General features: G+C 56.0%; 13 protein-coding genes, 1 pseudogene and 1 other annotated feature. Of the genes and pseudogenes, 3 read left to right on the top strand and 11 right to left on the bottom strand.

The window, feature by feature from the left end; translation table 11 throughout:
- Positions 1–43: 43 nt before the first annotated feature.
- The 4 genes from yciA to HA48_RS06960 are packed head-to-tail and all read right to left on the bottom strand — an operon-like array spanning position 44 to position 2,296.
- On the bottom strand, positions 44–463 hold the full coding sequence (gene yciA, locus HA48_RS06975; RefSeq protein WP_128600378.1) for an acyl-CoA thioester hydrolase YciA: 420 nt from the start codon (positions 461–463) through the stop codon (positions 44–46).
- Positions 464–518: 55 nt separating this feature from the next.
- Positions 519–1,058, bottom strand: coding sequence for a septation protein A (locus HA48_RS06970; RefSeq protein ID WP_128600377.1), 540 nt, complete (start codon positions 1,056–1,058; stop codon positions 519–521).
- 59 nt (positions 1,059–1,117) lie between these two features.
- Positions 1,118–1,852, bottom strand: coding sequence for a YciC family protein (locus HA48_RS06965; RefSeq protein WP_128600376.1), 735 nt, complete (start codon positions 1,850–1,852; stop codon positions 1,118–1,120).
- A gap of 27 nt (positions 1,853–1,879) precedes the next feature.
- Entirely contained in the window at positions 1,880–2,296 is a 417-nt protein-coding gene (locus HA48_RS06960; protein ID WP_128600375.1) for a YkgJ family cysteine cluster protein, read from the bottom strand.
- A 241-nt stretch (positions 2,297–2,537) separates the two neighbouring features.
- Here HA48_RS06960 and ompW point away from each other — a divergent pair, with 241 nt between their 5' ends.
- A complete protein-coding gene (gene ompW / locus HA48_RS06955) occupies positions 2,538–3,173 on the top strand; it encodes an outer membrane protein OmpW (protein WP_208613113.1) in 636 nt (211 codons plus the stop codon).
- Positions 3,174–3,216: 43 nt separating this feature from the next.
- Here the strand turns inward: ompW and HA48_RS06950 are convergent, their stop codons facing one another.
- The 6 genes and pseudogenes from HA48_RS06950 to HA48_RS06920 all read right to left on the bottom strand — a co-directional run bounded on the left by HA48_RS06950 (position 3,217) and on the right by HA48_RS06920 (position 10,271).
- Positions 3,217–3,531 carry a BON domain-containing protein gene (locus HA48_RS06950; protein ID WP_128600373.1) on the bottom strand — a complete coding sequence of 105 codons (315 nt, stop codon included), beginning with the start codon at positions 3,529–3,531 and terminating at the stop codon, positions 3,217–3,219.
- 171 nt (positions 3,532–3,702) lie between these two features.
- Positions 3,703–4,509, bottom strand: coding sequence for a tryptophan synthase subunit alpha (gene trpA, locus HA48_RS06945; RefSeq protein WP_128600372.1), 807 nt, complete (start codon positions 4,507–4,509; stop codon positions 3,703–3,705).
- Entirely contained in the window at positions 4,509–5,702 is a 1,194-nt protein-coding gene (gene trpB, locus HA48_RS06940; protein ID WP_128600371.1) for a tryptophan synthase subunit beta, read from the bottom strand. The genes trpA and trpB overlap by 1 nt, the downstream gene beginning before the upstream one ends.
- 44 nt (positions 5,703–5,746) lie before the next feature.
- Positions 5,747–7,114 (bottom strand): bifunctional indole-3-glycerol-phosphate synthase TrpC/phosphoribosylanthranilate isomerase TrpF, encoded by a 1,368-nt coding sequence (gene trpCF / locus HA48_RS06935; RefSeq protein WP_128600370.1) that lies wholly within the window; start codon positions 7,112–7,114, stop codon positions 5,747–5,749.
- Between the two features lies 1 nt (position 7,115).
- Positions 7,116–8,709: pseudogene (trpD, locus tag HA48_RS22455) on the bottom strand (bifunctional anthranilate synthase glutamate amidotransferase component TrpG/anthranilate phosphoribosyltransferase TrpD).
- Positions 8,709–10,271: an anthranilate synthase component 1 gene (locus HA48_RS06920; RefSeq protein ID WP_128600367.1), complete on the bottom strand. Its 1,563-nt coding sequence runs from the start codon at positions 10,269–10,271 to the stop codon at positions 8,709–8,711. Before HA48_RS06920 ends, trpD begins: the two are co-directional and overlap by 1 nt.
- Before the next feature lie 23 nt (positions 10,272–10,294).
- Positions 10,295–10,399: a sequence feature (Trp leader region), on the bottom strand.
- Between the two features lie 155 nt (positions 10,400–10,554).
- Between HA48_RS06920 and rnm the strand changes: the two genes are divergently transcribed.
- Positions 10,555–11,448: an RNase RNM gene (gene rnm / locus HA48_RS06915; protein ID WP_128600366.1), complete on the top strand. Its 894-nt coding sequence runs from the start codon at positions 10,555–10,557 to the stop codon at positions 11,446–11,448.
- A complete protein-coding gene (locus HA48_RS06910) occupies positions 11,445–12,065 on the top strand; it encodes an L-threonylcarbamoyladenylate synthase (protein ID WP_128600365.1) in 621 nt (206 codons plus the stop codon). Before rnm ends, HA48_RS06910 begins: the two co-directional genes overlap by 4 nt.
- On the opposite strand, the gene HA48_RS06905 is transcribed toward HA48_RS06910, so the two are convergent.
- The gene (locus HA48_RS06905; RefSeq protein WP_208613112.1) at positions 12,066–12,722 is read right to left on the bottom strand and encodes a serine protease; all 657 of its coding nucleotides are present in this window, start codon (positions 12,720–12,722) and stop codon (positions 12,066–12,068) included. It lies immediately after the preceding gene.
- Positions 12,723–13,409: the final 687 nt, after the last annotated feature.

The following is a 13,409-nucleotide window of genomic DNA, read 5'->3' as shown; positions in this document are numbered from 1 at the left end:
TGGAAGAGAAAAGCGGTCAACGAATTGACCGCTTTTTTTATTGTCAGCTATCGCTCAGGTTGGCTCTGCCTACCGGTAAAGGTCGGGATTGACCGTTATTATCCACTGCAACATAGACGAAAACGGCTTCGGTCGCGCAGTAGGTCTGGCCGATAGGTTCTGACGAGACCTTCTTAATCCACACTTCCACATTGATGGTCATGGAACTGTTACCGGTGCGAATGCAGCGGGCATAACAGCTCACAACATCGCCGACGGCAACCGGCTTAAGAAAGCTCATGCCATCCACTCGCACCGTAACAACGCGTCCTTCAGCGATCTCTTTCGCCATGATGGCGCCGCCCATGTCCATTTGCGACATCAGCCAGCCGCCAAAAATATCACCATTGGCGTTAGTATCCGCTGGCATCGCCAGGGTGCGCGACACCATCTCGCCTTGCGGCAATTTATGTTTATCGTTCATTGCTCAGTTCTTCTGCAGGTGAAGACAAACCCGGCAGTGAGCCGGGCGGCGTGATCTATTTTTGTTCTTGTTGCGGCATCTGACGCCAGATATAGAGGCCGCTCAGCAGGGTAAACAGCAGGGTAAGACCCGTCAGACCGAATACTTTAAAGTTAACCCAAAACGCCTGTGATAACCAAAACGCCACATAAATGTTCGCCATACCACACACGAAGAAGAACAGGGCCCAGGCAATATTCAGATTACGCCACACCGCACCCGGCAGCTGCAGCTCTTTGCCCAGCATGGTTTGAATCAGCGGCTGTTTCATGAACCACTGGCTGTACAGCAGCGCCAGCGCGAACAGCGTATAGATCACCGTGACTTTCCACTTGATAAACTCGTCGTTATGAAACACATAGGTCAGTGTGCCAAACACCGCGACCAGCACAAACGTGAAGATGGTCATCTTCTCCAGCTTGCGATAGAGCACCCAGCTGACGATCAGTGCGATACCGGTGGCCACCACCAGCACACCCGACGCCACGAAGATGTCGTACAGCTTATAAAAGATGAAGAAAACCACCAGGGGAAGAAAATCGAGTAACTGCTTCATAGCGTTTCCAGTAGAGACAGGAGCATTCAGTCAGGGCGCTCAGCAGAGCGCCGCAACGCTTAACGTAACAGCATATACAGCCGGTACAGGTAGATAATCAGAATCGCTGAAACCAGATTGCCGAGCGCATTCAGCAGCACGGAGGCGAGGGTCGCGGGCAGCACCGTCAGCGAGGAGAAGAAGAACATCAGTACAATCTTCGCCAGCAGCCACAGCACGATGGCGGGCGCAATCACCTTAATGTTCTTCCATGCCAGGCGCATACTGGCGCGCATCGCGCCCATGACGCCCATTTTCTCGCTGACCATTATCACGGGGGCCAGCGACAGCAGGATCGCCAGAATAACGCCCGGTACCATCAGGACCATAAAGCCCAGCTGGACCAGCAGCGTAATAAGGAAGGTTTGCAGCAGCAGCTTTGGCAGCAGCGGCGCGGAAGCGCCAATGGCACGCAGCGCACTGACACGCTGCCCGCTGGAGACCATCGGCAGCAGACACAGCATGCCGCCCAACAGCAGCGTATTGCCAATCAGCGCAGCAAAGGTGCCGGCAGCAGAGGCGCGCAGCAGAATGCGTTGCTGATCCGGCGACATGTTTTGCACCAGCTCAAACAGTGATGAAGCACTGTCATCGGTCTGGCTCAACAGCGATAACTGGTCCTGAGCAGGGGTAAGGGCATGGCCGACCATCACGGTAATGAATGAGGTCAGCAGCGCCATCAGCACAATGGTGGCCAGCTGATGGCGCAAAAAATTTCCTGTGTCACGGTATAACGAGCTTGCCGTGATAGACATGTACACTCCTTGAAGGAACCGGGTTAATTAACCCGGCGATTGTACATGTTCTGCGGGCGGGCTGGCACCCGCAATGCCATAACTTTCTGTCATGGAAGGTAAAGAAGGGTGAAAAAGCGCAGGCAAACCGTAGCGCGCCCGCGCTCTATCGCAGGCTTCGTTCAGCACGCCGTCTTCACCGGACATCGCAAACTCGCTGCACGGCGACGGGCGCTGCTGATAAATACCGCACGACACACAGCCGCCGACCTCGCCCTGCAGCGCAACACAGCGCGGTTCGCGTGCATTGGTGCCGCGCATATTGCGCATCAGCAGGCCTAACGGTTCAGTGAGATCAACCGGCACCACGCCGCTGGCATCGTCGGCTTCGGCCCAGTAGAAAGAGACACGGAAATAGGCGCAGCAGGCGCCGCAGGTCATACAAGGGTTAAGTGCATCGCTCATCTGATTGCCCGCCACTCCTGACGCATCGAACCAAAATCACCAAGGGAAAAAATAAAATAGTCACGGCGCGAAACGTCTGCAACGGAATTTTTATGTCTGCCTGTAACGCCAAAATTGATCTGAATCAATCCATTGTTTTTTAAGTGATTAATTTATATTGATGCAGATGATCTTTTACCAAAAAAGGGTTACACCTTGTGCCGCGATATACCGCAATACCTTACTTTTCGGCAAAGGAGTGATGATGAAACTGGCAAAATGCGCGCTGCTGATAGCACTGGCTCTTCCACAACTGGCGCTGGCCCATCAGGCCGGCGATCTCTTTATGCGTGCCGGCAGTGCCACGGTGCGCCCAACCGAAGGCTCTGACAATGTGCTGGGTATGGGCGGATTCAATGTGAGCAATGATACCCAGCTGGGACTGACCCTGACCTGGATGGCCACTGACAATATTGGCGTTGAGCTGCTGGCCGCCACGCCATTTCGTCATAAAGTGGGCCTGGGACCAACCGGAAATCTCGCCACCGTGCGTCAGTTGCCGCCTACTCTGATGGCGCAGTACTACTTCTTCGACAGTAAAAGTGTCGTGCGTCCCTATGTGGGCGTCGGCATTAACTACACCACATTCTATGATGCAAAATTCAACCAGACCGGGCAGGATGCGGGCCTCAGCGATCTCAGCGTCAAAGACTCCTGGGGCGTCGCCGGCCAGGTAGGGCTCGATTATCAAATTAATCGCGACTGGATGCTGAATGCGTCGCTGTGGTACATGGATATTGATACGGAAGTAAAATTTAAGGCGGGCGGTGAGCAGCAAAACATCAATACGCGCATCGATCCGTGGGTGTTCTTCTTTGGCGTGGGTTACCGCTTCTGAGGGTGCACCAGGAGAGCGGGCGACCAGAGGGTCGCCCGTTTACTTATTTTATCTGCATGTTGTTCACAACAGATTTCACCCCTTCCACGCTACGCGTCACCGAGACAGCGCGATTAGCCATCTGCGGCGAGCTGACAAAACCACTCAGCTGAACTTTGCCTTTAAAGGTTTCGACATTAATTTCGGTGGATTTCAGTGATTCATCATTCAGTAGCTGTGCCTTCACTTTGGTGGTAATCACCGTATCATCAATATAGCCGCCGGTACCCTCCTGGGTTGGTGTAGGTGCACAGGCACTGAGCGTAAGCGCCATAACGGCAGCCACTAAAAATCCCGCAACGACTTTGAACAATTTCATTGGTTATCTCCCTGTCATAGATGGTTTAACACCGTAACGAGACGGTGCAGTTAAGTGTGGGCTGCGCTTTGCGGTTAGGCAACTCAATGATGATGAAAAAGTTATCGGGTATAAGGTGCGTTGAACAACAATCAGAGTGGCCCTGCGCGAGGCTGCACAGGGCCGGCACGATCACGAGCGGGTCGCGGCTTTGAGGTTACTGACGAAGGTCTGCAGTTCACTCAGCAGGGTGACCGGATCGCTCTGGTTGCGCTCAATGATTTTCACAATCGCTGAACCGGAGATAGCACCCGCAGCACCGGCGGCGATCGCCTCTTTTACCTGACCGGGCTCTGAAATACCAAAACCCTGCAGCGGAGGTGCCGCATTCAGTTCACGCAGCCTTTCGATCAGATGATGCAGCGGCAGGCTGGCACGGTTCTCTGCACCGGTGACACCCGCACGCGACAGCAGATAGGTGTATCCGCGACCGTGCGCTGCGATATCACGCAGCAGCGCATCATCGGCATTAGGCGGGCAAATAAAGATTGGCGCGATAGCGTGACGCTGCGCGGCCTGACGGAAGGGCGCAGACTCTTCAACCGGCACATCCGCAACCAGCACGGAATCCACGCCCACTGCGGCACACTTTGCATAGAAGTTATCAATTCCCTGACTGAACACCAGGTTTGCGTACATCAGCAGGCCGATCGGCAGATCCGGATACTTCTGGCGGACGGTCGCAAGCATCTCAAAGCACTGGGCTACCGTGGTGCCCGCGGCAAATGCGCGCAGCGTGGCGCCCTGAATGGTCGGGCCATCAGCCAGCGGATCGGAGAACGGAATACCCAGCTCCAGCGCATCCGCACCGCCTGCAACCAGCGTATCAATGATTTTTAACGAGAGATCGGGCGTGGGATCGCCCAGGGTTACGAAGGGGACAAATGCTCCTTCCTTGTTTGCCGCCAGACGTTTAAACAGCTGACTGTAACGCTCCATCAGATCTCTCCCTTTGCTTTCAGAATATCGTGAACGGTAAAGATGTCTTTGTCGCCGCGACCGGAGAGGTTAACTACCAGCAGCTGCTCTTTTTCCGGATTATCGCGGATCATTTTCAGCGCATGGGCCAGCGCGTGCGAAGACTCCAGTGCCGGAATAATCCCTTCAGCGCGGCACAGCGTTTTGAAGGCGTCCAGCGCTTCATCATCGGTAATCGACACATACTCTGCGCGGCCAATGCTGTTGAGATGCGCATGCTGTGGGCCCACAGAGGGGAAATCCAGGCCAGCGGAGATTGAATAGGACTCCTCAATCTGCCCCTCTTCGGTCTGCATCATCGGCGCTTTCATACCGAAATAGATACCGACGCGGCCATGTTTTAGCGGTGCGCCGTGTTCGCCGCTTTCAATACCGTGGCCCGCCGGCTCTACGCCAATCAGATTGACCGAGGTTTCGTCGATGAAATCGGCAAACATGCCGATGGCGTTGGAACCACCGCCCACACAGGCCAGCACGGCATCAGGCAGGCGACCCTCTTTTTCCAGAATCTGCGCTTTGGTCTCTTCACCGATCATGCGCTGGAACTCACGCACAATCGTCGGGAACGGGTGCGGACCGGCGGCGGTGCCGAGCATATAGTGTGCGGTCTCGTAGCTGCCCGACCAGTCGCGCAGCGCCTCATTACAGGCATCTTTCAGGGTGGCAGAGCCACTGTGTACCGGAATCACCTCTGCACCCATCAGGCGCATACGGAATACGTTCGGCGACTGGCGCTCCACGTCTTTCGCGCCCATATAGATACGGCACTTCATGCCGAGCAGCGCACAGGCAAGGGCGGACGCCACACCGTGCTGACCGGCGCCGGTCTCGGCGATGATCTCATTTTTGCCCATGCGTTTAGCCAGCAGCGCCTGGCCCAGAACCTGGTTGGTTTTGTGCGCGCCGCCGTGCAGCAAATCTTCACGCTTCAGGTAGAGGCGGGTTTTCGTCCCTTTAGTCAGGTTGCTGCACAGGGTCAGCGCGGTTGGGCGACCGGCATAGTTCTTCAGCAAATCGGTAAATTCAGCCTGAAACTCAGGGTCACGCTGGGCTTCGACAAACGCCGCTTCCAGCTGGCGCAGTGCCGGCATCAGGATCTGCGGCACATACTGGCCGCCAAACTCACCAAAATAAGGGTTCAATAACGTGGTCATGTTCTCATCTTCCTTATCTGCCTGCGCAGTGCAGGCAAGCGAAATTAGTAGGCGCGCAGCGTGCGGAAAACCGCTGCGACTTTAGCGGCATCTTTGATGCCTGGCGCGGACTCCACGCCGGAGTTGAAATCAAGACCGGCACAGCCGAGCTGAGCGGCTTCGACGCAATTATCGGCGCTCAGGCCACCGGCCAGCAGCACATCACTCAGATCCTGCTGCTGTAACAGCGACCAGTCAAAGCGCTGACCGCTGCCGCCCTGGCCGTTATCAAAGACGTAACGGTCTACGTGCGGCCAGTCGCGGGCCGGAAGACGATCGCTGATGCTCAGCGCCTTCCAGATCTTCACCTCAGCCGGCAGGGCATGACGCAACTCGGCGACAAATGCCTGGTCTTCATCGCCATGCAGCTGCACGGCTGCCAGCTGCAGCACCCGGGCTAACGTGACAATGTCACCAATGCTGTTGTTACGGAACACGCCAACATACTTCAGCGGGGCCGCTGCAATCACCGCCAGCGCCTGCTCACGGCTGACTTTACGCGGTGAGCCTTCGGCAAAGATAATCCCGCCATAGAGCGCGCCCGCCTCATGCGCGATACGGGCATCCTCGGGGCGCGTCAGACCACACACTTTGTTATCACCCAGCAGTACGCGGCGCACGCCGGCATCAAGATCGGCCTCCTCCATCAGTGCGGAGCCGATAAGAAAACCGTTAGCAAAATTGCTCAGTTCACGCACCTGCGCATAATTGTGAATACCGGATTCGCTGATCACGGTAACACCATGGCCCAGGCGCGGTGCCAGCTGGCGGGTGCGGTTGAGGTCAATGGAGAGATCGCGCAGATCGCGGTTATTGATGCCAACGACTTTCGCCTCCAGCGCAATAGCGCGCGCCAGCTCCTCTTCATTACTCACTTCTGTCAGCACGCCCATCTTCAGGCTGTGCGCAACGGCTGCCAGCTGACGATACTGTTCGTCATCCAGCACTGAGAGCATCAGCAGAATGGCATCGGCCTGGTAGTGGCGCGCCAGGTAAATCTGGTAGGCATCGATGATGAAATCTTTGCACAATACCGGCTGAGTAATGGCGGCACTGACAATCGGCAGGAAGGCGAAGTCACCCTGGAAGTACTTTTCATCCGTCAGCACCGATACCGCTGAGGCATGGTGACGATAAACGCCGGCGATAGTGGCGGGATCAAAATCTTCCCGAATCACGCCTTTTGATGGCGACGCCTTTTTGCACTCCAGGATGAATACGGTGCGCGTGCCACGCAGCGCATCGTAAAAGTGGCGCTCGGCCAGTTGCAGATCGGGCTGAAAGGTTGCCAGCGGCTGCTGTGCCTTACGTGCTGCTACCCAGACGGCTTTATCCTGCACGATTTTCTCTAATACGGTGCCCTTAATACTCATCTCATCCTCTCGCTGCCAGTGCTACAACGCGCTCGTACACCTGTCCGCTGCGAATGGCAGCAATGGCGCGCTGAGCGTTGTCGCGCAAATCTTCATTTCCGAATACTTTCAGCAACATTGCGACGTTCACCGCAACGGCCTGCTCGTGGGCGGGCTGGCCTTTACCCTGGAGTAAACGCGCCAGAATGTCACGATTTTCTTCCGGCGTGCCGCCCGCCAGCGCCTCTTTCGCGTGGAAGCCAAAACCAAAGTCCTCTGGCGTCAGCTGGTAACCGGTGATCTCGCCGTCCCGCAGCTCCGCTACCTGCGTCGGGCTGTGCAGGGCAACTTCATCCATACCGCCGCCGTGCACTACGGCAGCGCGCTGATAGCCGAGTACTTTCAGCGTCTGTGCAATCGGCAGTACCAGCTCCGGACTGTACACCCCGATAACGGCCAGTGGTGGGCGCGCCGGGTTAATCAATGGGCCGAGGACGTTAAACAGCGTGCGTGACTTCAGCTGCTGGCGTACCGGCATCGCATGACGGAACCCGGTGTGATACTGCGGGGCAAACAGGAAGCAGACATTCAGGTCGTCCAGCGCCTGACGGGCCCGATCGGCAGGCATGTCAAGGTTGATACCAAAGGCCGCCAGCAGATCGGAAGAGCCGGACTTGCTGGAGACGCTGCGGTTACCATGTTTTGCCACCTTCAGGCCACAGGTCGCTGCGACAAACGCACTGGCCGTTGAGATATTGATGCTGTTACTGCCGTCACCGCCTGTACCCACAATATCTGCAAAGGTATAGTCCGGGCGCGGAAACGGTTTGGCATCGGCCAGCAGCGCTGAAGCGGCACCGGCAATCTCTTCCGGGCGTTCACCGCGTACTTTCATGGCGATCAGCGCGGCCGCTAACTGCGTAGGCTCCAGCTGGCCGGTAATAATGGCGCTGAATAGCTGGTGGCTCTCCGCCTGGCTCAGCGTCTGCGCCTGATAAAGTTTTTCCAGAATAGTATGCATTTTAAGCTCCCTGATACTGCGCCAGCGCCCAGCTCAGCGTCTGCTCTAACAGACGTGCGCCCTGGGTGGTAAGGATTGATTCGGGGTGAAACTGGAAGCCGCACACGCGATCGGCATCGTGACGGACGGCCATCACCATACCGTTATAACTGGCGTTGACGGTGAGCTCCGCCGGCGTATTGCTGCCGACCAGCGAGTGATAGCGTGCAACCGGCAAGGGATTGCTCAGGCCGGCAAACATCGCTTCGCCATCATGCGTAATCGCTGAAGCTTTACCGTGCAGGATCTCGCCCGCCTGGCCCACATGGCCGCCATAGGCTTCCACAATCGCCTGATGACCGAGACAGATCCCGATAATGGGCAGACGACCGCGTAGCGTTTGCAGCAGCTGCGGCATGCAGCCGGCATCTTTTGGTGCGCCCGGGCCCGGTGAGAGCATCAGCACCGGGTTCTCCATCTGCTGTAGCCGTTCGGTCAGCACCTCTGCCGGGACGTTGTTGCGGTAGATCACCACGTTGTGGCCAAAAGTACGCAGCTGATCAACGAGGTTGTAAGTAAAGGAGTCGATATTATCGAGCAGCAGGATGTCGGCCATCAGAAGATCTCCTTGCAGTGATGGGCGGTGGCAATTGCGCGCAACACGGCGCGCGCTTTGTTGCGGCTTTCGTCCGCTTCAGCCTGGGGCTGAGAGTCCAGCACCACGCCAGCACCGGCCTGCACGGTGGCGATACCGTTTTCCACCCATGCTGAGCGGATTACGATGCAGGTATCCAGATCGCCCTGCGCGGTGAAGTAACCGACGGCCCCGCCGTAACTGCCGCGGCGCGTGCCCTCCTTTTCGGCGATCAGCTGCATGGCGCGCACCTTAGGCGCGCCGCTCAGCGTGCCCATGTTCATGCAGGCCCGATAGGCGTGCAGCACGTCGAGGTCCGCACGCAGTGTGCCCACCACGCGTGAAACCAGGTGCATCACAAAGGAGTAGCGGTCCACTTTAGTCAGGTCGGCGACATAGCGGCTACCCGGCTCACAGATACGCGCCAGATCGTTACGCGCCAGGTCGACCAGCATCAGGTGCTCGGCCAGCTCTTTATGGTCAGTGCGCATCTCCAGCTCAATTCGGCTATCGAGATCGCGATCCAGCGAGCCATCAGCGTGACGGCCACGAGGGCGCGTACCGGCGATGGGGTAGATCTCAATCTGACGCGAAGGGGCGTCATACTTCAGCGAGCTCTCAGGCGAGGCGCCAAACAGCGCGAAATCCTGATCCTGCATGAAGAACATATAGGGGCTGGGATTGCTGTTTTTCAGCGTATCGTATGCCGCCAGCGGCGAGGGACACGGCAGTGAGAAGCGGCGCGACGGCACTACCTGAAAAATTTCACCGATGCGAATGGCCTGTTGCAGTTCGCTGACGACGCTGCAGTACTCTTCGTCGCTCTGGCTGGTCCTGAGCGTCATCTGCTCCACATGCTGCACCGGCAGCGCAGGCGCAGGCTGAGTCATCTGACCGTGTAACTGCTCAATACGGCGTTGCAGACGCTGAAACTCGCTGGTTGAGGGGGCAAACAGACTGGCCTGTAATCGCGCGCTGCGCTGCTGGTGATCGATGACCAGCAGGGTTTCCGCCAGGTAGAAGCAGTAATCCGGGCAGCATTGTTCATTGCGCAGTGCCGGCAGATCTTCAAAGCCGGCCACCAGATCGTACGCAAACAGACCGCCCAGCAGCATGGCTTCACGCTCCTCGGCCGGGCTGTTGACCAGTTGCGGTATCAGTCGCAGCGCATCAAAGACGGAGAGCGCTTTCAGGCGTGAGTCCTCATCCTGCAGGTCGTGAGAGGGCGTGAAATGCAGTTCGCGGCCATCAGGGCGGACGGCAATACGTACGCTCGTGGGCAGGGCTTCATCCAGCAGCGGCAGCAGGGCGCGGCCATTTTCGGAGAGCGCCTGCAGGGTAACGACATTACCCAACGCGCTGATGCGCAGCGCGCTATCAACGATTAACAGACTCTTAAGGTTCTTTTTACTGTCGATATCCGCCGATTCAAGCAGCAGAGTGGCCGGACGTGCGCCGCACAGTTGATGAAACACTGCGGCCGGATCTTCGCGATAGGGCGCAGTACCGGTAATCAACTTCAATGTAGGTTTCGCATTTGCCATAGTGGATTCTCTGAATTTCGCCTAAAAAAAAGCCCGCTCGGTGGCGGGCTCAGGTATCTGCACAGCGGTTACGCAAATTGTGCACGACGACGTTGCCCGTGTAAGGGATCATCGCGCCACCAACCATTTAACAGCGTAACAATGTAAGCCATGATTAAATACCCGTCAGGTGTGAACTTGTGTACTAGTTAACTGGTTCAGGTGAAAAAAGTCAATACCCTTTTTCAGTTAACAACAAAATCGTTATGATGCCAGCCAGTTTTAAGCCGTTTCCGGAGTGCTCTTGTCAGATATCGCCCGTTTTCCCCTCTATGATTTACACAGCCATACTCAGGCCTCTGACGGTTTGCTCACGCCGACTGCGCTGGTGCAGCGCGCGGTTGAGATGAAGGTGGGCGTACTGGCCATCACCGATCACGATACTGTCGCCGGGGTAGCTGAAGCGCAGGCGGCAGCGCGCACATTGCCGATCAGCGTGCTGTCGGGGCTGGAAGCCTCAACGCTGTGGGAAAATCATGAGATTCATATCGCCGGACTGAATGTTGATTGTCAGCATCCGGCGCTCACTGCCTTTCTGGCGCGCCAGCATCAGTGTCGTCTGGCACGGGCGCACCTGATTGCTGAACGACTGGAGCGCGCACGTATTCCCGACGCGCTGGCCGGGGCAGAGCGCCTGGCGCAGGGCGGTGTGATCACCCGCGGCCATTTTGCCCGCTATCTGGTGGAGATTGGCAAAGCGGATAATATGGCGCAGGTGTTTAAACACTATCTGGCGCGCGGGAAAACCGGCTACGTGCCGCCGCAATGGTGTACAATTAAACAAGCCATTGATGCTATTCACGATTCTGGTGGTGTTGCCGTGCTGGCGCATCCGGGCCGCTATGGCCTTTCAGCCAAATGGTTGAAGCGCCTGATCGCCCATTTCGCGGCATCCGGCGGCGATGCAATGGAGGTGGCGCAGTGTCAGCAGGCGCCAAACGAACGCACGCAGCTGGCGAGCTATGCGCGGGATAATCAGCTGGCGGCATCGCAGGGATCGGATTTTCACCAACCCTGTCCGTGGATTGAGCTGGGGCGCAAATTGTGGCTGCCGGGTGGCGTTGAACCGGTCTGGGAACGCTTTCCTGCGCTGGCGCCTGCAACGGCTACTGCAGACAGGGAACAGGAGGTTTTATGAGTCAACTTTTTCACATTCATCCCGATAATCCGCAGCCGCGCCTGGTGAATCAGGCGGTGGATTATCTGAATAAGGGCAGTGTTATTGTCTATCCGACCGATTCCGGCTATGCGCTGGGGTGCCGGCTGGAAGAGAAAAACGCCATGGAGCGTATCTGCCGCATCCGTCAGCTGGATGGCAACCACAACTTTACGCTGATGTGCCGCGATCTGTCGGAGCTGTCTACCTATTCGCAGGTGGACAACAGCGCGTTTCGTATCCTGAAAAATAATACGCCGGGCAGTTACACCTTTATCCTGAAAGCGACCAAAGAGGTGCCGCGTCGCTTGATGAATGACAAGCGTAAAACCATCGGCCTGCGCGTGCCCTCCAATCCGGTGGCGCTGGCACTGCTGGAGCGGCTGAACGAGCCGATGATGTCAACGTCTCTGATGCTGCCGGGTAATGACTTCACCGAGTCGGATCCCGAGGAGATTCAGCACGCTATCGGCAAGCTGGTCGATCTGATCATTGACGGTGGTACGCTGGGACAGCAGCCGACCACCGTTGTCGATCTCACCAGCGATACGCCAGTGGTAGTGCGTGAAGGAGTGGGCGACACGCGCCCGTTCCTGTAATCACGCGTGGTCAGGCGCCATGCCCGGCGTCTGGCCAATATTGCGCTCCAGCCAGGTTTTAAAATCCCCGTACGGAATATAGAGTGAAACATCTTTTAAGATGACGCGCTTACTGCGCACATTTGAGATGTTATGGCTATAACCCACAATAACGCCGCCAATGGTTTGGTCTGCGTTATATACCGCGCCACCGGACATTCCCTGCACTACGCCGGCATTGGATGCCATTGCCATACAGGGCTTTTTATTCCAGCTATTGGTAATGGCCGTGCGCGCTAAATTAACGCCGCTGGATTCAACCGGCATGGCGGAAATAAAACTGTAGCCATACATTTTAATAGGCTCGCCTACGGCGCTGGTGCGGAATTTCGCCAGCGTATCCGGGCTGTTTTTATGATAGATAATGGCAACATCACAGTAGGGGTGATAAGCCTTTACGCGCTGAACGGCGGTTTTAGCCACGTGCGCCGCGGTGAGGCTATATTCCGGCGTTAAGGGAATGGTGGTGCCGAGGATGCCCAAACCCAGCACAGTCGGGATGCCGGTCACGCTCATATCTACGTGCTGCAGCGCCGTACGACTGTACTCAGTGTGGCCCACGGAACAACCGCTCAAAGCCAGCGCCGCAAGGGCAGGCCAAAGCAGAGAGGTTCTCATGATAGTAGTCTTCATTTAATGCATGTCAGTAAAATCCCTGGTGAAGACTTTCGACATGCCAATTTAACGTAATCCATGCATGAATAAACGCGTCGTATCCCGTGCGCGTCGTTTTATATTATCAGGCAGGCTACTGCTTTAATCGTTAATAACCTGTTATGAAATCGAGTATAAATAGTAAATGTAATGCTTTTAATTAATACGACACATATCTGATGTGGCTTAAATTCTACACAGTTTTTTTATCAGAACAATTAATGAAATTTAAAGTTTCACAAATAAGCCGAAAAATACAGACTTAATCCAACCTGTAGCGCCAATGCACTATTGATTTCTATTTGGGGGCATCATACTAAGGCGCTAAATATGTTCTGCAGAGTATTGTGCTGTTTATGTGTTTTTTGTTGGTTTTTATGTTTGCAAATGTTTTTTCGGGTGGCGGACTAAACTGATCGGCCGGTGGTGAGCTGCGCTAATGTGTTGAGTCATTATCGTTCAGTAAAAAACGGATGGGACGCATCTTAAACAAACTGACCGTAATTCAGCCAGTTAAGGCGACGATGTCGTGAGATGAACGGGCCAATCGATAAGCCTGGCTGCGCTGTGGATCACTTATCCGCCGTGCGGTGCCTATTCGCAGGCCCCCTATTATCGGCAGGCAAGGAAAAGGTGTTAACGAAACTTTAG

The organism is Pantoea wallisii, from assembly GCF_002095485.1.
In the GTDB taxonomy this organism is placed as follows: Bacteria; Pseudomonadota; Gammaproteobacteria; order Enterobacterales; family Enterobacteriaceae; genus Pantoea; species Pantoea wallisii.
Note: the sequence above shows the minus strand (reverse complement) of the source record. Positions and strands in the feature narration are given on the sequence as shown.